Source organism: Streptomyces sp. NPDC056600, from assembly GCF_042792855.1.
Taxonomy (GTDB): domain Bacteria; phylum Actinomycetota; class Actinomycetes; order Streptomycetales; family Streptomycetaceae; genus Streptomyces.
Genome location: NZ_JBHTVQ010000041.1, coordinates 21926 through 41715 on the forward strand (window position 1 = coordinate 21926; position 19790 = coordinate 41715).

At 73.1% G+C, this 19790-nt stretch carries 18 protein-coding genes and 1 pseudogene; 9 read left to right on the forward strand and 10 right to left on the reverse strand.

Annotated elements, in window-relative coordinates; all coding sequences use genetic code 11:
- The first annotated feature begins 75 nt into the window (after positions 1–75).
- From ACFRAV_RS20465 to ACFRAV_RS20490, 6 genes are all read left to right on the forward strand, one after another.
- Positions 76–663, forward strand: coding sequence for a DUF5998 family protein (locus ACFRAV_RS20465; RefSeq protein ID WP_351117473.1), 588 nt, complete (start codon positions 76–78; stop codon positions 661–663).
- On the forward strand, positions 663–1886 hold the full coding sequence (locus ACFRAV_RS20470) for a nucleotide pyrophosphatase/phosphodiesterase family protein (protein ID WP_351117472.1): 1224 nt from the start codon (positions 663–665) through the stop codon (positions 1884–1886). The genes ACFRAV_RS20465 and ACFRAV_RS20470 overlap by 1 nt, the downstream gene beginning before the upstream one ends.
- 119 nt (positions 1887–2005) lie before the next feature.
- Complete coding sequence (locus tag ACFRAV_RS20475; RefSeq protein ID WP_382557594.1) at positions 2006–2656, forward strand: thymidine kinase; 651 nt, start codon at positions 2006–2008, stop codon at positions 2654–2656.
- 333 nt (positions 2657–2989) lie between these two features.
- Positions 2990–3937, forward strand: a complete 948-nt coding sequence (locus ACFRAV_RS20480; RefSeq protein WP_382557595.1) for a C45 family autoproteolytic acyltransferase/hydolase — start codon at positions 2990–2992, stop codon at positions 3935–3937.
- 74 nt (positions 3938–4011) lie between these two features.
- On the forward strand, positions 4012–4707 hold the full coding sequence (locus ACFRAV_RS20485) for a TetR/AcrR family transcriptional regulator (RefSeq protein WP_382557597.1): 696 nt from the start codon (positions 4012–4014) through the stop codon (positions 4705–4707).
- 221 nt (positions 4708–4928) lie between these two features.
- Positions 4929–6086, forward strand: coding sequence for an FAD-dependent oxidoreductase (locus ACFRAV_RS20490; protein WP_382557598.1), 1158 nt, complete (start codon positions 4929–4931; stop codon positions 6084–6086).
- A 50-nt stretch (positions 6087–6136) separates the two neighbouring features.
- On the opposite strand, the gene ACFRAV_RS20495 is transcribed toward ACFRAV_RS20490, so the two are convergent.
- A complete protein-coding gene (locus ACFRAV_RS20495) occupies positions 6137–6682 on the reverse strand; it encodes a carboxymuconolactone decarboxylase family protein (RefSeq protein ID WP_382557599.1) in 546 nt (181 codons plus the stop codon).
- A 385-nt stretch (positions 6683–7067) separates the two neighbouring features.
- On the opposite strand from ACFRAV_RS20495, the gene ACFRAV_RS20500 reads away from it, so the two are divergent.
- The 3 genes from ACFRAV_RS20500 to ACFRAV_RS20510 all read left to right on the forward strand — a co-directional run bounded on the left by ACFRAV_RS20500 (position 7068) and on the right by ACFRAV_RS20510 (position 11017).
- Positions 7068–8489: a glutamate decarboxylase gene (locus ACFRAV_RS20500; protein ID WP_382557601.1), complete on the forward strand. Its 1422-nt coding sequence runs from the start codon at positions 7068–7070 to the stop codon at positions 8487–8489.
- Between the two features lie 127 nt (positions 8490–8616).
- Positions 8617–9486: a class II glutamine amidotransferase gene (locus tag ACFRAV_RS20505; RefSeq protein WP_382557603.1), complete on the forward strand. Its 870-nt coding sequence runs from the start codon at positions 8617–8619 to the stop codon at positions 9484–9486.
- A 58-nt stretch (positions 9487–9544) separates the two neighbouring features.
- Complete coding sequence (locus ACFRAV_RS20510; protein WP_382557605.1) at positions 9545–11017, forward strand: PLP-dependent aminotransferase family protein; 1473 nt, start codon at positions 9545–9547, stop codon at positions 11015–11017.
- Here ACFRAV_RS20510 and ACFRAV_RS20515 read toward each other — a convergent pair.
- The 9 genes and pseudogenes from ACFRAV_RS20515 to ACFRAV_RS20555 all read right to left on the reverse strand — a co-directional run bounded on the left by ACFRAV_RS20515 (position 10942) and on the right by ACFRAV_RS20555 (position 19773).
- Positions 10942–11907, reverse strand: a pseudogene (locus ACFRAV_RS20515) (IS5 family transposase). The gene ACFRAV_RS20510 and the pseudogene ACFRAV_RS20515 sit on opposite strands and share 76 nt — an antisense overlap.
- 372 nt (positions 11908–12279) lie before the next feature.
- Entirely contained in the window at positions 12280–13371 is a 1092-nt protein-coding gene (locus tag ACFRAV_RS20520; RefSeq protein ID WP_382557607.1) for an IS630 family transposase, read from the reverse strand.
- Between the two features lie 48 nt (positions 13372–13419).
- Positions 13420–14319, reverse strand: a complete 900-nt coding sequence (locus tag ACFRAV_RS20525; RefSeq protein WP_382557608.1) for an amidohydrolase family protein — start codon at positions 14317–14319, stop codon at positions 13420–13422.
- Positions 14320–14443: 124 nt separating this feature from the next.
- Entirely contained in the window at positions 14444–15250 is an 807-nt protein-coding gene (locus ACFRAV_RS20530; protein WP_382557610.1) for a phospholipid scramblase-related protein, read from the reverse strand.
- An 80-nt stretch (positions 15251–15330) separates the two neighbouring features.
- Entirely contained in the window at positions 15331–16161 is an 831-nt protein-coding gene (locus ACFRAV_RS20535) for an SDR family NAD(P)-dependent oxidoreductase (protein WP_382557612.1), read from the reverse strand.
- An 87-nt stretch (positions 16162–16248) separates the two neighbouring features.
- The gene (locus ACFRAV_RS20540; protein ID WP_382557614.1) at positions 16249–17025 is read right to left on the reverse strand and encodes an enoyl-CoA hydratase/isomerase family protein; all 777 of its coding nucleotides are present in this window, start codon (positions 17023–17025) and stop codon (positions 16249–16251) included.
- A 39-nt stretch (positions 17026–17064) separates the two neighbouring features.
- Positions 17065–18057, reverse strand: a complete 993-nt coding sequence (locus ACFRAV_RS20545) for an NAD(P)/FAD-dependent oxidoreductase (RefSeq protein WP_382557666.1) — start codon at positions 18055–18057, stop codon at positions 17065–17067.
- 13 nt (positions 18058–18070) lie between these two features.
- Positions 18071–19231, reverse strand: coding sequence for a hypothetical protein (locus ACFRAV_RS20550; RefSeq protein WP_382557615.1), 1161 nt, complete (start codon positions 19229–19231; stop codon positions 18071–18073).
- Complete coding sequence (locus ACFRAV_RS20555; RefSeq protein WP_382557617.1) at positions 19228–19773, reverse strand: hypothetical protein; 546 nt, start codon at positions 19771–19773, stop codon at positions 19228–19230. Before ACFRAV_RS20555 ends, ACFRAV_RS20550 begins: the two co-directional genes overlap by 4 nt.
- Positions 19774–19790 lie beyond the last annotated feature (17 nt).

Sequence of the window (19790 nt, forward strand, 5' to 3'; positions counted from 1 at the left end):
CCATGGCCCCCGAGGTCGGACCGGAGCGCTCCCGAGCGGTCCGGACAGTCCGTGCGCCGCCGTAGGATGGACGGCATGGCCAAGACCAGTACGACGACCCAGGGGCTGCGCGCGGCGATCGAGCGCAGCGGCTACTACCCGGCCCTCGTGGCCGAGGCGGTGGAGTCCGCCGTGGGCGGCGAGCCCGTCCGGTCGTTCCTGGTCCATCAGGAGACCACGTTCGACGCCAACGAGGTGCGTCGCCACGTGACGGTGCTGGTGCTCACCGGCAACCGCTTCATCGTCAGCCACACCGACGAGCAGAACGCCGACAGCACCTCGCCCTCCCCGTACGCGACGACGTCCACGGAGTCGGTCAAGCTGGAGAAGATCGCCTCCGTGGTGGTCAGCCGCGTCGTCGCCGACCCCGAGACGTACACGCCGGGCAGGCTGCCCCGCGAGGTCGTGCTGACCATCGGCTGGGGCGCGGTCGCCCGCCTCGACCTGGAGCCCGCCGCCTGCGGCGACCCCAACTGCGACGCCGACCACGGCTACACCGGCAGCTCCACCGCCGACGACCTCACCCTGCGCGTCAGCGAGGCCGGTGACGGCCCGGAGACGGTCGCCCAGGCCCTCGCCTTCGCGCAGGCGCTCTCCGAGGCGATCGCGGACACCGCCCGCTGATGTCCCACGCCGCATGGGACGACTGGGAGCAGGCCAACGCCGCGCCCGCCTCCGGTTATCCGGAGCCGCTGCCGTTGTCCTCCGCCCCGGTCCCCGAGTACGGCAGTGGATCGCTGGCCGACCTGCTGCCCACCCTGGCCGCCGGGATGGGCGTGCCGGGTGTCACGGCCGCCATGCCGGAGCTGGCCCCGGCCGACCGGGCCTGCGTCTTCCTGATCGACGGCCTCGGCTGGGAGCAGCTGAAGGCGCACCCGGACGAGGCGCCCTTCATGACGTCCCTGCTGGCCTCCTCGCGCGGCGGCACCGGCCGCCCGCTGACGGCCGGCTACCCCGCCACCACCGCGACCTCCCTCGCGTCGGTCGGCACCGGCCTGCCGCCGGGCGCCCACGGCCTGCCCGGCTACACGGTCCGCAACCCGGAGACCGGCGCGCTGATGAACCAGCTGCGCTGGCACCCGTGGACCTCTCCCGCGGACTGGCAGCCCCACCCGACCGTCTTCCGGATGGCGGAGGCGGCCGGCGTGCACGCCGCGCAGGTGTCGTCACCCGCCTTCGAGTCCACCCCGCTCACCAAGGTCGCGCTCAGCGGCGGCACCTTCCACGGCCGCCTCGCCGGCGAGGAGCGGATGGACCTCGCGGCCGAGCAGCTCGCCGCGGCCGACCGCGCCCTGGTCTACACGTACTACTCCGAGGTGGACGGCGCCGGGCACCGGTTCGGCGTCGACTCCGACACCTGGCGCGGCCAGCTCGGCTACGTCGACCGCCTGGTACAGCGCCTCGCCGAGCAGCTGCCGCCCCGCAGCGCCCTCTACGTCACCGCCGACCACGGCATGATCGACGTGCCCTTCGACGAGGAGCACCGCATCGACGTCGACGAGGACTGGGAGCTCAAGGCCGGAGTCGCCCTGCTGGGCGGCGAGGGCCGCGCCCGTCACGTCTACGCGGTGCCAGGTGCGGCGAACGACGTGCTCACCGTGTGGCGCGAGGTCCTCGGCGAGCAGTTCTGGATCGCCTCCCGGGACGAGGCGATCGCGGCGGGCTGGTTCGGTCCGCGGATCGACGAGCGGGTGTACGCCCGACTCGGCGACGTGATCGCCGCCGCCCGCGACGACGTCCTGCTGATCGCCTCCGAGCGCGAGCCCAAGGAGTCCCTGATGACCGGGAACCACGGCTCGATGACTCCGGCCGAGCAGCTCGTCCCGCTCCTGGAAGTCCGCACCTGACGACCTGGCGACCTGACGGCGCCTGCCGCCCCCGTTCGCCCGCCGCCCCGCCCTGCCTCGCCGCCCCGTCCGTCCCTCTGCCCGGCGCGCCGACCTGACCGAAAGGCCTTCGACCTGTCATGCCAGAACTGGTGTTCTTCTCCGGGACGATGGACTGCGGCAAGTCGACCCTGGCCCTCCAGATCGCCCACAACCGGTCTGCCCGTGGCCTCGAAGGCCTGATCTTCACCCGCGACGACCGTGCCGGTGAGGGCAAACTGTCGTCGCGCCTGGGTCTGGTGACGGACGCGGTGGAGGCCGGCACCGGGGTCGACCTGTACGGGTACGTGGTGGACCGGCTGCAGCGGGGCGGCCGCATCGACTACGTCATCGCCGACGAGGCGCAGTTCTTCGCCCCGGAGCAGGTCGACCAGCTGGCGCGGATCGTGGACGACCTGGAGATGGACGTCTACGCCTTCGGTATCACCACCGACTTCCGCACCCGCCTGTTCCCCGGCTCCCAGCGGCTGATCGAACTCGCCGACCGCGTCGAGACGTTGCAGGTCGAGGCGCTGTGCTGGTGTGGGGCCCGCGCCACGCACAACGCGCGCACGGTGGGCGGCGTGATGGTCGTCGAGGGCGAGCAGGTCATGGTCGGCGACGTCGCCAACCAGCCGGACGAGATCGGCTACGAAGTGCTGTGCCGCCGCCATCACCGCCGGCAGATGACCAGCGCGACGGCCAAGGCGGCCTCTCTGTCCCCGGACGTGCTGCCGGTCAGCTCCGGCTGACGCCGGTTCCGGACGGCGACCGCCAGGCGTCCCCGCCGCGGCGGAGTCGGGGCCGCTCACCGGGGAAGTCCGAACCTCTGGGCCTTCACGGTGTCCGCAGGGCGAACGCCTGAACCGGGCCGTCGGTGGCCGGCCCGCAGCGGCGCGAGTGCATGCAGTCGGCGCGTACACGTCCTGGTGCTGTTGACCGCGTTCGGCGCGATCGGGGGAATGCCGGAGTCGGCCAGGCTCCCCCCTCCTTCGGTGCCCTCTCCCGATCCGTGACTGCTGCTGCGCGAGGCCCTGTTGGGGCGGCGTTGCGGTGAAGCTCCGGACAGGGTTGAGTTCCGCGGCATGACCCACTACGTGAAGACGTTCCACGCCCTCGAGATCGGCGACGGCGGCGACGGGCGATGGGCGGCGCACCTGCGGACCATGGACCTGGAGTCGCGGGCGGAGAACTGGCTGACCGAGGAAGGCCGGACGCCCGAGGGCGCGGCCCGGGCGCGCGGACTGTTCGAGGTCCACATGCCCGAACTGGTCCCGGTGCTCGACCGGCTCGCCGCGCAGGTGGACGCCCCTTGGGCGGGAACTCTCCTAACCCTGGCGGCGCTGCGGCCGTTCTTCTCCGGCTGCACCCAGATCGGCGAACCGGGTGCGCTGCTCAGGAACTACGACTTCGCACCGGAGGACTGCGAGGGCACCATCGTCTCCTCCCGCCTCCTGCGGCCGGTGATCGGCACGCAGGACGCGGGGTGGGGGCTGCTCGACGGGATGAACGACGCCGGTCTCGCCGTCTCCCTCACCTTCGGCGGACGGTTCGTGCACGGGCCGGGGTTCGCCCTTCCCCTCGTGCTGCGTTGCCTCCTGGAGACCTGCGACACCGTCGACCAGGCGGTCGACAGGCTGCGCTCGACACCCGTCGCGATCCCGCAGAACGTGACCCTCGTCGACCCGGACCGGACCCTCACCGTGCACGTGGGGCCCGACATCCCCCTGACCGAGGCGTCCGGCCAGTGCGCCGCCAATCACCAGCACCAGCCGGTGCCGGACGAGCAGGAACGTTTCTCGCGGACCCAGGAAAGGCTCGCCGCCGTGCGGGCGGCGGGCATCGACGTGGCGGCGATGCTGCGGCCGCCGCTCTACCAGTACGCGTACGACCAGGGGTTGGGCACGATGTACACCGCCCACTACCGCCCCGCCGAGGGCCGCGTGACCTACCACTGGCCGGGGAAGAGCTGGGAGCAGAGCTTCGCCCGCTTCGAGCCGGGGGCACGCACCATCACCCTCGGGCGGCCGTGACGCCCCCTGCCTCGCGGGCGGCGGGACGACCCGACGGCGGGGAGGCGGGCGAACGCGTTCGCTACGATCGCCGCATGCCAGCTGGAAAAGAGCCCGTCAGCCGTCGTGAGCGGCCTGCCAAGCCCGCCCTGACCAGGCAGTGGATCGTCGACACCGCCGTGCGGATCATGCGGGACGAGGGACTCGACAAGGTCACCATGCGCCGTCTGGCCAAGGAGCTGGACACCGGTCCGGCCTCGCTGTACGTGTATGTGGCCAACACCGCCGAACTGCACGCGGCCGTCCTCGACGCGCTGCTGGGCGAGGTCGACCTCCACGCCGAGGACGCGGGCGCGGGCTGGCGCGACCAGCTCGTCGCCGTGCTGACCTCCTACACCCTGGCGCTGTTCCGGCATCCGCAACTGGCCCGGTCCGCGCTGGTGGCGCGTCCCAGCGGCGAGAACTACCTGAACCTGGTCGAGCGCGTCCTGGAGCTCCTCTCCCGCAGCGGCGCGCCCGGCGAGCAGGTCGCCTGGGGCGTCGACAGTCTCCTCCAGTACGCGACCGCGACCGCCGCCGAGCACGCGACCCAGGAGGCCGACCCCGCGGGCGGAGAGGAGTGGGACGCCTTCACCCGCGCCCTGCGCGACGCGGACGGGACCACCCGTCCGACGATCAAGGCCCTCCTGCCCGACCTGCTCGGCGGGTCGGGCTCCGCCCGCATGACCTGGGGTTTCGACGTCCTGATCAACGGCATCACCCGCACACCCCTGCCGGACGCCGCGAGCTGACGCCCGGGACCGTTTCACCCCGTCCCGTCCGCACTCGGCCTCGACGTCCTGCGGCATGCCGTCCGTCGAACTTGTTCGCAACGAACATGTTCGATACCTTGGAGGGGTCGGAGCGGGCGGCGGAGTCGTGCCGTGTCCGGCGCGCCGCGCGGACCCCGCGCCGACCCTGTGGGGCTTTTCTCCGTGCGCGTACCGCACCTCTTCCGCATCGGAGGCGTCACATGAACCACCACGCGAGCAGCCACCACCCCATCGCGATCATCGGCGCGGGCCTCGGGGGCCTCACCGCCGCCCGTGTCCTGCACCTCCACGGCATCGCCGCGACCGTCTTCGACCTCGAGGAGTCGCCCGAGGCCCGGACCCAGGGCGGCATGCTCGACATCCACGAGGAGAACGGCCAGAAGGCGCTGCTGGCCTGTGGTCTCCACGACGCGTTCCGCGAGATCGTGCACGAGGGCGGTCAGGCCATGCGTCTGCTGGGCCCGGACGGCACCGTCCACGCCGCCCACGAGGACGACGGCACCGGCGGGCGCCCCGAGGTCGACCGCGGCGACCTGCGCGACCTCCTCCTCGACTCCCTGCCCGAGGGCACGGTCCGGTGGGGCCGGAAGGTCACCGGCGTGCGCGCGGTGGGCGAGGGCCGCCACGAGGTGGACTTCGCCGACGGCTCCACGGTCACCACCGGCCTTCTCGTCGGCGCCGACGGAGCCTGGTCACGGGTCCGCTCGCTCGTCTCGGAGGCGCGGCCCGCCTACACCGGGATCTCCTTCGTGGAGACCGACCTCTACGAGGCCGCCACCCGCCACCCCCGCAGTGCCGAGGTCGTCGGCGGCGGCTTCTTCCTGGCCCTCGGCGACGGGCGCGGCTTCCTCGCCCACCGGGAGACCGACGGCAGCCTGCACGTCTACGCCGCGCTCAGGACCGAGGAGGGCTGGACCGACACCGTGGACTTCACCGACCACGCCGCCGCCAAGGCCGCCGTCCTGGCCCACTTCGAGGGCTGGGACGAGGGCCTGCGCGGCCTGGTCGCCGACGCCGAGACGATCACGCCCCGGCGCATCCACGCGCTGCCTGTCGGGCACCGCTGGGACCGCGTGCCGGGGGTGACCCTGCTCGGCGACGCCGCGCACCTGATGTCGCCGTTCGCCGGCGAGGGCGCCAACCTGGCCATGTTCGACGGCGCCGAACTCGCCCTCGCCGTCGCCGCCCACCCCGGCGACACCGAGGCCGCGCTCGCCGCGTACGAGGCCGCGCTCTTCCCGCGCAGCGAGGCGTCCGCCGTCGAGTCCGCCGCAAGCCTGGACACCATGTTCGGCGCGCGAGGGCTGGAGCGGATGGCCGCCTTCTTCTCGCAGGGCCCGGCGGCCGCGGCCGGGTAGCCCCACGTCACCGCCCTCGAGCCGGGCCCGCCCGGGCCGCCAGGTCCGGATCAGCGGACCCGCTCGTCCTGGCCGGCGACCTTGGCGGTGGCGACGGCGATGCGGTTCCAGGTGTTGATGGTGAGGATCAGGGCGAGGACGCGGGCGAGCTCCGGCTCGTCGAAGTGGCGGGCCGCCTCGGCGTAGACGTCGTCGGGGACGCCGGCCCGGGAGACCAGGGTGACGGCCTCGGTCAGGGCGAGAGCGGCCTGCTCCTTCGCGGTGAAGAAGTGCCGGGCCTCGCGCCAGACGCCGATCATGTGCAGGCGGGCCTCGTCCTCGCCGGCCTTGCGGGCGTCGGCGGTGTGCATGTGGAGGCAGTAGGCGCAGCCGTTGAGGAGGGAGGCCCGGATCTGGATCAGCTCGACCAGCGCCGGGTCGATGCCCTCGCGGGCGGCGGCGTCGAAGCCGACGAGGGCCCGGAAGGCCTTCGGCGCGGTCTTCGCGAAGTGCAGGCGCGGGGTGTGGTCGTGATCGGCCGCGGCGTCGGGGGTGGCGGGGGTGGCGGCGGAGAGGGCGGGGACGGGGGCGGACGTGGTGTGCGTGGTGTTCGTCATGCTTCGAAACTAGGGCGCGGAAAGACCTCCGTGGGGGTGCATTTCCGTGCCGGTTTCCTGGGTCAATTCGCGGACGCGTCCGTGGTCGCCGGGAGAGGCAGGCGGGCGGAGGGCCGCGCCACCCCCCGCCGGCCCTCCGCTCACCCCCGTCCGCCGTCCGCCGTCCGGCGGAACTTCTGGCGCGCACGTCCGCGCCGTCCCGGCTTCCGGTGAGGTGCCACGGCCCCTGTGGAGACACCTCGGAACCCGGCCCGGGCCGCGAGCCGTGCGGCTGGCGCCGGCGGCCGGGATCCGGCCGGTGCCGGCCGGCCTGATTCGTCACGGGCCGCGCGGGGGAGTCCTGGCAGTGGCGTACCCCCCCTCCTCGCGGAAAGGCCGAGCGCGCGTGACGGTGAAGCACGACGGTCACGGCAGGAGCCGTGACCTCCAGGTCAACCCGGTGTTCAGCCGCGAGCCGCTGCGGGTGCCCCGGTACGAGCTGCCGGCCGGCGAGATGGAGCCGGCGACGGCCTACCAGGTGGTGCACGACGAGCTGATGCTCGACGGCAACGCCCGGCAGAACCTGGCGACGTTCGTCTCCACCTGGGCGGAGCCCGAGGCCCGGCGGCTGATGGACGAGTGCGCCGAGAAGAACATGATCGACAAGGACGAGTACCCGCAGACCGCGGAACTCGAGACCCGGTGCGTGCACATGCTCGCCCGGCTCTGGCACGCGGAGGACACCCGGCACGCGATGGGCTGCTCGACCACGGGGTCCAGCGAGGCCGCCATGCTGGGCGGACTCGCCCTCAAACGGCGCTGGCAGCACCGTCGCAGGGCCGAGGGCAGGCCCACCGACCGGCCCAACCTGGTCATGGGCAGCAACGTCCAGATCTGCTGGGAGAAGTTCGCCGACTACTTCGAGGTCGAGCCCCGCTACGCGCCCATGGAGGGGGAGACCTTCCACCTCACGCCCGACCGGGCGGTCGAGCTGTGCGACGAGAACACCATCGGCGTCGTCACCGTGCTCGGCTCGACCTTCGACGGCAGCTACGAGCCCGTCGCGGACATCTCCGCGGCCCTGGACGACCTCCAGGCCCGCACCGGACTGGACGTCCCGCTCCACGTCGACGGCGCCTCCGGCGCGATGATCGCCCCCTTCCTCGACCCCGACCTGCGGTGGGACTTCCGGCTGCCGCGGGTCGCCTCGATCAACACCTCCGGTCACAAGTACGGCCTGGTCATGCCCGGGGTCGGCTGGGTCCTGTGGCGGGACCGGGACGCGCTGCCCGACGACCTGGTCTTCCACGTCAACTACCTCGGCGGCGACATGCCGACCTTCGCGCTGAACTTCTCCCGCCCCGGGGCCCAGGTCGTCGCCCAGTACTACAACTTCCTGCGGCTGGGCTTCGACGGATACCGGCGGGTCCAGCAGACCTGCCGCGACGTCGCCACCCGGCTGTCCGGGGAGATCGCACGACTGGGCCCCTTCGAGCTGATCACCGACGGCAGCGACATCCCCGTCTTCGCCTTCCGGGTGCGCGACGGGGAGGAACGCTTCAGCGTCTTCGACGTGTCCGCGGCGCTGCGCGAACGGGGCTGGCAGGTGCCCGCCTACACCTTCCCCGAGAACCGCTCCGACCTGGCGGCCCTGCGCATCGTGGTCCGCGTCGACTTCAGCCACGACCTGGCCGATCTGCTCCTGGAGGACCTGCGCCGCGCGCTGAGCCGGCTGGAGACGCAGGACGCGCCGCGGCGGGGCGAAGAGGCCGGCGGCTTCGCCCACGGCGCCGAGACCAGGAACCCCCGCCGCCCCGGCCGCCGTTGACGGCGGGCAGGACGGGCGGTGCCGAGCCCGCACCCCCCGTCCTGCCCGCCGCCGGTGCCGAGCCCGCACCCCCGCCCTGCCCGCCGCCGGTGACGGCGGACCACCCCTCCACCTACGGAGGTATGCCGTGTGCCGTCTCTTCGGTCTCAGCAGCGCCCCGCGTCGCACGCACGCCACCTTCTGGCTCCTCGATGCGCCCGACAGCCTCAGCGACCAGAGCCACCGCGACCCCGACGGCACCGGTCTCGGTCACTTCACCGCCGACGGCGCCCCCCGCGTCGACAAGGCCCCGGTCGCGGCCTACCAGGACCGCGCCTTCGCCCAGGAGGCCCGCCAGGTGGAGTCGGCGACCTTCGTCGCCCACCTGCGCTTCGCTTCCACCGGCGGCCTCGACACCCGCAACACGCACCCCTTCGCACAGGAGGGGCGGCTCTTCGCGCACAACGGGGTCATCGAGGGCCTGGACGCGCTCGACGACCACCTGGGTGAGGACCGCTCCCTGGTGCGGGGCGACACCGACTCCGAGCGGTTCTTCGCCCTGATCACCCGGGAGACCCGGCGGCACGACGGCGACGTCACCGCGGGGATCCGGCAGGCCGCCCGCTGGATCGCCGCGAACCTGCCGGTCTACGCCCTCAACCTGATCCTCGTCACGTCGCGGGAACTGTGGGCGCTGCGCTACCCGGACACCCATGACCTGTACGTCCTGCGACGCGGGGCCGGCGGCCTGCACGGCGGCAGGCACCTCGACCACAGCGGCAGCAACGGCCGGATGCGCGTCCACTCCACGAACCTGGCCGACCACCCCGCCGTCGTCGTCGCCAGCGAGCGCATGGACGACCACCCCGACTGGCGCCTGCTGGACGCCGGTGAACTGCTCCACGTCGGCCCCGACCTCGGCGTCACCCGCCACGAGGCCCTGTCCGGATCCCCGGCCCGCCTGCTCACCCTCGACGACCTGCGGCCCGACGCGGCGGCCTCGCAGAAGGCCGTCTGAGGTCCGGTCCGGCGAGCGCCCAGGACCCGTCCGGCGACCTCGGCTAGGGTGCACTGCCATGCCGGAATCATGGGTCGATTCGGCGGCGCGTGTCGGCAGTGACCTGCACCTGGACCTGTCCGGTCCCGGCAGCCGCCGCGCCGTGCTCATCCGCGCCCTGCGGGAGGCGGTGCGCGAGGGACGCCTCCCACCCGGCACCCGGCTGCCGCCCTACCGCTCGCTGGCCGCCGACCTCGGTCTGGCCCGCAACACCGTCGCCGACGCCTACGCCGAGCTCGTCGCCGAGGGCTGGCTGACCGCGCGGCAGGGCTCCGGTACCCGGGTGGCGGAACGCGCCGCCCCGCCCTCGTCGCGTCCCCGCAGGCAGCACCCCGTCGCCCGGCAGCCCGCCGGCCCGGCGCACGACCTCCGGCAGGGCGCGCCCGAGGCCGCCTCCTTCCCCCGCACGGCCTGGCTGGCGTCCGCCCGGCGGGCACTGGGCTCCGCCCCCGACGAGGTCTTCGGCCCCGGCGACCCGCGCGGCCGCGTCGAGCTGCGCCGCGCGCTCGCCGACTACCTGGCCCGCGCCCGCGGGGTGCGGGCCGACCCCGACCGGATCGTGGTGTGCTCCGGCGTGGCGCACGCGCTGCGGCTGCTGTTCGACGGCTCGCGTGGCGCGACCGGCGGCGCGGTACTGCGCGGTCCGTTCGCGGTGGAGTCGTACGGGCTCGGGTTCCACCGCGACATCCTGGAGAGCGCCGGCGCCCGGACCGTGCCGCTGGGGCTCGACGAACAAGGAGCCAGAGTCGAGGAGTTGGCCGATGCGAAGCCGCGGCTGCGGGGCGTCCTGCTCACGCCCGCGCACCAGTTCCCCACCGGCGGACCGCTGCACCCGGCCCGGCGCGCCGCGGTCGTCGACTGGGCCCGCGCCGGTGACCGGCTGGTCCTCGAGGACGACTACGACGGGGAGTTCCGCTACGACCGGGAGCCCGTCGGCGCCCTGCAGGGCCTGGATCCCGAACGGGTCGTCCACCTCGGCTCGGTCAGCAAGAGCCTGTCCCCGGCCGTGAGGATCGGCTGGATGGTGCTGCCCGGGCACCTCGTCGACGGCGTGCTCGCCGCCAAGGGCGAGCGGGAGGCGTGGGCGGGCGTCGTCGACCAGCTGACCCTCGCGGACCTCATCGCCTCCGGCCGGTACGACCGGCACATCCGCCGGATGCGCCGGCGCTACCGGGACCGGCGCGACCAGCTCGTCACCGCCCTCGCCGAGCGGGCCCCGCACGTCACGGCCACCGGCATCGCGGCGGGGCTGCACGCGGTCCTGCGGCTGCCGCCCGGGACGGAGGCGTCCGTGGTCAAGGCCGCCGCCTGGCAGGGGATCGCGCTGGACGGCCTCGCCGCCTTCCGGCACCCCGGGGCCGGCACACCGGCCGGGGACGGACTGGTCGTCGGCTACGCCGCCCCGGCCGAACACGCCTACCGGGCGGCCCTCGACGCCCTGCTCCGGGCCCTGCCGCCGGGTGACGCCGCCTGGGCAGTGTCTGACAAATGATCATGAGTTGGTCTCGCGGAGCCAGAGGATCAGCGGGGCCAGAACGACTCCGGCACGGTAGCGGTCGGCAAGTTTGTCGAATCTGGTCGCGATCGCGCGGAATTGCTTGAGACGTGCGAAGCATCGTTCGACCACGTTGCGCTCGCGGTAGACCTCCTCGTCGAAGGCGGGCGGCCGACCGCCGAGGCGCCCTCGGCGCCGGCGGTTGGCCGCTTGGTCGCGGCGCTCGGGGATCGTGACGGCGATGCCACGGCGCCGCAGCAGGTGCCGGATCGCCCGGCTGGAGTAGGCCTTGTCGCCCAGGACTCGGGTCGGCCTCCTGCGCGGGCGGCCAGTGCCGACTCTCGGAACGCGGATCCCGTCGAGGACCTGGCCGAAGGCGGTGGCGTCGTTGACGTTGCCGGGCGTGGGCACGATGGACAGGGGCAGGCCCCGGCCATCAACGGCGAGGTGGACCTTGGTGGTCAACCCACCTCGGGACCGACCGAGGGCCTGGCGCGTCTGCGAGCGGCCCGAATCTTCCAGTTCGTCCCCGTCTGCAGCCCCTTTTTGCGGGCGCCAGCGGCATGCTGATGGGCACGGTTGACCGTGGAGTCGACGGCGACGGTCCACTCCACCCGGCCCACCGCGTCATCGCGGACCTGGACATGTTCCAGCAGCTTCGCCCAGGCCCCATCCGCTTCCCAGCGGGCGAACCGCTCGTAGACGGTCTGCCAGGGTCCGTACCGCTCGGGCAGATCGCGCCACGGAGCCCCGGTCCGCAACCGCCACAGCACCCCGTTGACCACCTGCCGGTGATCACGCCACGGACGGCCACGTCCATCCACCCGCGGCAACAGGGGTTCTATTCGCTTCCACGCCGCTTCCGTCAACTCGCCTCGACCAGCCACACGATCAATGATCAGAGTGCTCGTCCTCGGACTCTCGCGCGGGGTCCGTCATGAAACGGCTCAGTCGGTAGGTGGTCGGCACCGCCAGGCGTCCGCACAGCGTGTCGATCCGGATCATCGACCCGTCGACTCCTGCTTCCCGAAGACGGCGCAACCTCGTACGCATCTCCGCCTGGTCCGCAGTCACAACGATCACTTCCCACTGTCCCGCGTCCGGCCCGGTGCGAGCAGCAAGCCGCTGCCGCGCGTCCTCTTGCCGCCGCCTTCTTTTCCCCTGTCCTGGCACCTGCCCAGAATCACTGGCCGACGTCAGGACGGCAAGGCAATTGGACCCAGCACGCACACGCTCGGTGATCATTTGTCAGGCAGGACCTAGTGATCTGAGTCAGAGATTCGTCGGCAGTATGCGGCGACTTTGTCGAGGATCTCGTCTGCGGTCTTCGTCCAGACGAAGGGTCTGGGGTGCTCGTTCCAGTCGGCGAGCCAGGCCCGGATGTCACGCTCGAGGGCCTGGACGGAGCGGTGGACGCCACGCTTGAGCTTCTTCTGGGTCAGCTCGGCGAACCACCGCTCGACCAGGTTGAGCCAGGACGCGCTGGTGGGCGTGAAGTGCATCTGAAAGCGGGGATGGGCCAGGAGCCACTTCTTGATGTCGGGTGTCTTGTGGGTCGCGTAGTTGTCGAGGATCAGGTGGACCTGGAGGTCGGCCGGTACTTCCTTGTCGAGTTTGGCGAGGAACTTCTTGAACTCGGCGGCCCGGTGGCGGCGGTGGAGCGAGCCGATGACCTTGCCGGTCGCCACTTCCAGGGCGGCGAACAAGGTGGTGGTGCCGGCGCGGACGTAGTCGTGGCTGCGGCGTTCGGGGACGCCGGGCATCATCGGCAGGACGGGCTGGGACCGGTCCAGTGCCTGGATCTGCGATTTCTCGTCCACGCAGAGCACCAGCGCCTTCTCCGGCGGGTCGAGGTAGAGGCCGACGACGTCACGGACCTTGTCGATGAACAGCGGATCCGTGGACAACTTGAACGTCTGCGACCGGTGCGGGGCCAGGGCGAACGCCCGCCAGATCCGCGAGACCGTCGACTGCGACATCCCTGTGGCGGCTGCCATCGACCTGGTCGACCAGTGGGCGGCGTTCTTCGGTGTCTCCTCGAGCGTCTTGACGATGACCCGCTCGACGTCCGCGTCGGTGATCTTGCGCGGGACGCCCGGACGCGGGTCGTCGCACAGGCCGTCCAGGCCCCGTTCGAGGAAACGGCGTCGCCAGGTGCGGACGGTGTCCGGGGTGATCCGCAACCGGCGGGACACTTCCATGATCGAGTGTCCCTCGGCGCACTCAAGCACGATCCGCGACCGCAGGGCCAGGGCCTGGGCCGTCGTGCGACGACGGACCCATCCCTCCAGCGCGGCTCGTTGGGCATCAGTCACCGACAACGGCGGAATCTTCGGACCCGGACGACTCATGCCCAACCAACGACAAATCTCCGACTCGGGTCACTAGGGCCGCGCCCGTCAGAGCCCGAACAGGGCGGCCGCGTTGTCGTGGCACACCGCGCGCAGCCAGTCGGGGCCGCAGCCCAGCCGTTCCAGGGCCTGGAGTTGGTGCAGGTACGGGTAGGGGATGTTGGGGAAGTCGCTCCCCAGCAGGATGCGGTCACCGAGGTCGGCCAGCCGCGGCAGGGCCCGCCGGGGAAAGGGCATGAAGCCCTCGGTGAAGTCGGTGAACGCCATCGTGGTGTCCAACCGCATCTGGTCGTACCGTTCGGCGAGGTCGAGGAACTCCTCGTACTCGGGCATGCCCATGTGCGCGACGACCAGGCGCAGCCCCGGGTGACGCGCCAGCACCCGGGTGACGGGCCCGGGGCCGGTGTGCTTGCCCGGAGCGGGGCCCGAGCCGCAATGCGTCACCACCGGCACGCCCGCCTCGGCCAGCAGACCCCACGCGGGGCTCAGCAACTCGTCGGCCGGGTCGTACGCCCCCACCTGGATGTGGGCCTTGAAGACCCGGGCGCCTGCCTCCAGCGCCTCGCGGACGTACACCTCGACGTCAGGCTCGGGATAGAGCGTGGCGGTGTGCAGGCAGTCCGGGGTGCGGCGGGCGAAGTCGGCCGCCCAGCCGTTCAGCCAGCGGGCCATGCCCGGCTTGTGCGGGTAGATCATGGAGGTGAAGGCCCGCACACCGAACTCCCGCAGCAGCGCCGCACGTTCGGCCTCCTCCGTGCGGTAGGTGATCGGCCATCCCAGCCCTCCGATCAGCGGGCCCGCGGCGTCGAAGTACTCCCACACCTTGCGCAGGACGCTCTCCGGCATGAAGTGGGTGTGCACGTCGATCAGTCCGGGCAGACCGAGCCCGGTCCAGAACCGGCGCACCTCACCGGCCTCCTCGCCGACAGCGGTACGGGGGAGACCCACCGGGGACCACCTCTCCTCCGGACGGCCGGCGGCTGCCGCCGGGCCGGGGTGTCGGGGCGCGCCACGCTGCGGGCGGGACAGGCGCCGTGAGGCGTGCCCGGCCCGCAGCCGTGGCCGGGTCGGGTCACCCGAAGCCGCGGGCGTCCTGCTTGAGGGCGGTGTCCACCGTGAGGGCGGTGGCGACGACCAGGCTGCGCAGGGGCTCGGGCAGCTGCTGGTGGATCTGCAGGACGTAGTTGTCGGCGGTGGTGAAGAGGGTCTTGGCCAGGCCCTCCCAAGTCTTGGTGATGCGGGCGACCTCGGTGCCGGTGTGGTCCACGACGGCGAAGTTCCAGGCGCGCCAGTTCTCCGCGCGGATCTCGCCGAGCTTGGCGCCGTTCGCGGTGATCGCGAAGTTGATCTTGCCGATCGCGTTCTGCTGGACGATCTCGCCGACCGGCGTGCCGTCCGGGCGGGTCACCACGACCCGGGACTTGATGAACTTCGCGGGGCGGGTGAGCAGCAGCAGCGGCTGGCCGTAGGCGTCGCGGATCTCCAGCCGGTGCGTCAGGTACTGGTCGAGGCTGCTGACGAAGCGCAGGATCTTGCGCAGGGTGCTCTGGCCGACCTGGACGACCGAGCCGATGTGGGCGCCCTGCTGGTCCATCACCTTGTACTCGTTGACCAGCTCGACCAGCTTGGCCTTCTGGTTCACGACCAGGACCGGCTCGGTGAAGATCGAGCCGGTGCCGGTCACGGGGGCCTGGACGCCGGCCTGCTGCTGGACCTGCCGGGCCACCCGGGGGTCGGGCATCTGGGGGGCCGCCTGCGGTGCGCCCTGCGCGGGCGCGGTCTGCTCGGTCCAGCGGGCGCCGTCCCAGTAACGCAGGAGCTGCTGGGCTCCCTGCGGGTCGGGGTACCAGCCGGCGGGGTGTGTGGGATGTGTGGTCACCTGCGGATGCTACGTGCGTTCGACGGGAATGCGCCACGAGCAAAGGACAGCTGCCCACCAGGAGGGTGCCGGCGGTCCGGTCAGTCCCTGATTCCCATGTGGTGGAGCAGGACGGCGTCGCGGACCCTGGTCGGCAGGTACTGGTTGAGGCGGAGGAACAGCGAACTCTTCCGGTCGACCTGGTGGAAGAGCTTGGGCTTCCCGGCCAGGACGACGGCGGCGATCCGGGCGGCGGCCTGCTCGGGCGTGGTCGCCCTGGTGACCAGCTCCTTGTCACGCGCCACGAAGCGGGAGGCGCGCTCGAAGTAGGGAGAGCCCTTCGCCGGCAGCACGAGGGCCTTGGCCGCGAAGCCCGTGGCGACCTGGGCCGGCCCGATCAGGGCGACCCGCACACCGTACGGCTCCACCTCGAACCTCAGCGACTGGACCATGCCCACCAGGGCGAACTTGGTGGAGGAGTGGACCGATTCGAAGGGGAAGGAGATCCGCCCGACCAGCGAGGAGACGGCGACCAGCCTGCCCCTGCGGCGCTCCCGCATGCCCGGGAGGAAAGCCTGGAACAGGGCGGCGGCGCCGATCACGTTGATCTCGAAGGCGCGCAGGGCCGCGTCGAGGTCGGCCTCCTCGAACGGCCCGATGAACGGGACGCCGACGTTGGACACGACGGTGTCGACATGTCCCCATCGCGCCAGCGTGTCGTTGCGGAAGGTCCGGACGGCCGGTCGGTCGCGGATGTCGAGAGGGACGAGGTGGTGGGGGACGCCCTTCGCGTCGAGTTCCTCCGCCAGCGACTGCAGACCGGTCTCGTCGACGCCGAATCCGGCGATCGACGCGCCCCGGTCGGCGAGCAGCAGCGCGGTCCGGCGGCCCATGCCGTCGGCGAGTCCGCTGATCACCACGTGCTGGGTCATCCGGTACCTCCTGGGTGTTGCCTGGTGCGGGTGGTGCGGGTGGTGCGGGTGGTGCGGGTGGCAGGGGGCGTCGGCGGTCGCCGCCGGTCAGCGGCCGTGGAAGACGGGGGCGCGGCGTTCGACGGACCCGGTGACGCCTGCGACCGCGTCCTCGGTGCGCCAGAGCCGCTGCTGTTCGTCCACCTCGCGGGCGAGAGCCGCCTCGAGCCCGTCGAGCAGGTCGGCGCGCATCGTGGACCGCATGGACCGGACCGCCAACGGGGCGGTGGCCGCGATCTCGTGGGCGAGGTCGAGCGCGACGGCGCGCTCGTCGCCGGGTTCCGCGAGGTGGTCGGCGAGGCCGGCGTCCAGGGCCTCGGCGCCGACCAACGGGCGGCCGGTGTAGAGCAGCAGTTCCGCGCGGGTGCGGCCGACGATCCTCGGCAGGGTCAGGCTCAGCCCGAAGCCGCAGGGGAAGCCCCGGCGGGCGAAGTCGGCCTCGAAGCGGGACGAGGGCCCGGCGACCCGGAAGTCCGCGGCACAGGCGAGGCCGAGGCCACCGCCGACGGCCGCGCCCTGGACCGCGGCGATCACCGGCACGTCGAGCCGGAGGATCCGTGCCGCCTGCTCGTGGACGGCGGTGGCCGAGGCGCATGGGTCGAGGGCGCCGGTGGCGTCCGTGAGCCGGACGCCGGCACAGAAGTGGCGTCCCTCCGCGCACAGCACGAGGGCTCTCGCGCCGTCGGCGGCCGCGCGCTCGCCGGCGTCGGCGATCGCGGCGAGCAGGTGGCGGTCGAAGAAGCCCGTCGGCGGGGCGTGCGTCTCGACGACCGCGACGTGACCGTCCCGGGTGAGGGTCACCCCGCCCTTCTCGGCGGTGCTCATACCGGCGGCGCTCCTTCGCGGGCCCCCGGTGCCGGCTGCTCAGGCATGGACGCCCTCCAGGTAGCGGGTGGTCTCCAGGGCGGCGGCGCAGCCCGCGCCCGCCGCGGTCACGGCCTGCCGGTACCGGGCGTCCGCGACGTCGCCCGCCACGAACACCCCGGGCAACTCGGTGGCCCCGCCCGGGCCGGTGGCGTGCAGGTGGCCGGTCGGCGTCAGCGTCAGGAACCCGTCGGCCAGCCGGGTGCGCGGGGTGTGCCCGATCGCCACGAACAGGCCCTGCACCGTGAGGTCGGTGGCATCGCCGGTGGCGGTCTCCTCCACGCCCAGCCCGGCCAGCTTGCCGTCACGGCCGCGCAGCAGTCGCCGCACGACGCGGCCGGCGCCGATCTCGACGTTGTCCAGCGACCGGACCCGCTCCAGCAGGACCGGGGTCGCCCGGAACCGTTCGCCCCGGTGGAGCAGCCGCACCCGCCGCGCGTGCCCGGCCAGGGCCAGCACCCACTCCATCGCGGTGTCACCGCCGCCCACCACCGCCACGTCACGGCCCTTGAACAGCGGCGCCTCGCAGACCGCGCAGTAGGCGATGCCGCGCCCGCCGCCCAGCTCCGCCTCACCGGGCAGGCCCAGGCGGCGCGGCGCGGAACCGGTGGCCAGCACGACGGCGCGGGTGCGCACGGTCCCCTCGTCGGTGACGATCTCGTGGACCGCGTCCCGGGCGGACGGGTCGCCGGTGGCGTACCGGATCTCGTCCGCGTCCAGGGTGACCACGGTGGCCCCGGCACGCTCCGCCTGCTCGCGCATCCGGGCCATCAGCTCGGGGCCGTCGATGCCCTCGGGGAAGCCGGGGAAGTTCTCCACCGGCCCCGTGTCCATGAGCCGGCCGCCGGGCGTCGTGCCGGCCAGCACCAGCGGTGCGGCGCCCGCCCGCGCCAGGTAGAGGGCGGCCGTCCAGCCGGCCGGCCCGGCCCCGACGACGACCGCGTCCACGGTGCCGGAGGGCAGGGCCGTCCCGCCGGTGATGCCGGCCCACATGCTCACCGGGCGCTCACTTCGCCTCCAGGTCGTTCGCCCAGCGGGCCGTCTCGTTGAGCGGCGCGACCGTGAAGCCGTCCCCCGCCGAGCGCGGCAGCCGGACGGTCTGGCTCCAGGTCGCGCCGAAGGTCGGCATCCACACGGAGTGCTTGCCGGCGCCGCCGGCGACGAGGACGCGGATGTCCTCCGGCGCACGGGCGATCGCCACCCGGTGTCCCCACTCCTCGAGCAGCAACCGGTAGCCGCCCCACAGGCTCGCCTCCTGGAGCTTCTCCGCGCCGACCCGGGTGGCGTCGACACGGGCGTGCTCGAACAGGTACTGCTGGACGTCGGCACGCGACAGACCCGCGTCGGCGAGCAGCCGCGCGTGCTCGGGGCCCAGCGCGAGGAACTGGTCGCCGCCGCGGTAGACGGTGTTGGCGCCGGGCGTCGCCATGGTCGCCGCGATCGTGCGCAGCAGGTTCTCGGCGGTGGACGACCGGTGGTCGTTGATGTTGTGCGGGCCTTCCACGGCCGCCACCGTCACCAGGCTGTCCGCCGGGTCCCAGCCGTCGGGCCACTCCAGCTGCGCGCCGAAGGCCGGCCAGGGGCTGTCGGCCTGGTTCTCGGCGAAGCAGAACGACCACTTGGCCGGGGAGCCGTGGGTCGCCCGGTCCATGTCGTCGGCCACCTGGTCGCCCCCGGGGCGGGCGCCGCCGACGTTCATCGCGACCAGGCGAACGGCCCGGCCGATCGTGCCGTTGGCGCGGAACCCGGAGCCCATGCAGCCCGCCCCGCCCGCGACGGCGAGCGCGCCCGCGACCGGCCCCTGGACGACGACCATCAGCGCGCACGGATGGGTGGTCGTCTGCGCGCCGTACAGGTTGAAGTCCGGCTGCTGCAGGGCGACGACCGCGGCCTCCAGCACCGGCATGTACGCGGGCAGGCAGCCGGCCATCACCGCGTTCGCGGCGAGCCCGCGCAGGGTCAGCTCCGCGCCGCGCGGGGCGAGGGGGCCCAGGGAGGCGTTGGGAGCCCGGGTCGCCGCGGCGAGGAAGCGCTCCACCCGCTCGGTGGTCGGCACGACCACGGGCAGGCCGTCCGTCCATCCCCACCGGTGCAACTGCTCGGCGGCGGCCTCCTCGTCGTGCGCGTCCGCCAGGGTGACGAGGTCCGGCCCTTCGGCAGCGGTCACGGGGCGTACCGCTCGATCTCGGTGGTCAGGGCGAAGACGACGTCGTCGACGGCGAGCGGGGTGACCCGCTCGAAGGCCTCCCGCTGCGGGATCCCGCCGACCGGGTGGGCGACGACGGCCAGCCCGAGCGCGCCGGCGCCCCGGACGGCCGGCACCTGCCGGGACAGGTCCTCGAACAGGGTGGACGTCATGCCGCACACCGGCAGGCCGCGGCCGGCCAGGGCGGCCATGTCCGCCGCCGCCCAGGAGGCCCCGGAGCCGCAGTCGAGCATCGCCACCACCGCGGCGTCGCACTCCTGCGTGACGCGGTCGAGGAGCTCGTCGGCCGCGGGGGCCGAGGACGCCCTCTTGGCGTAGAGGCGCGGCGTGATGCCGTGGAGCCGGACCAGTGCGGCGGCGACGCCCTCGAGCACCTTGTCGGCGTTCATCCTGCCGTTGCTCAGGAAGCCCATGGTCTGACCGTGGAGGGCGTGCACGGTGGCGCGGGGGACCGATTCCGGCGCCGCCTCGTGGCTGGTCGGACTGACGATCGTGACGCCCACCGGGTCCCCTCCCGTGA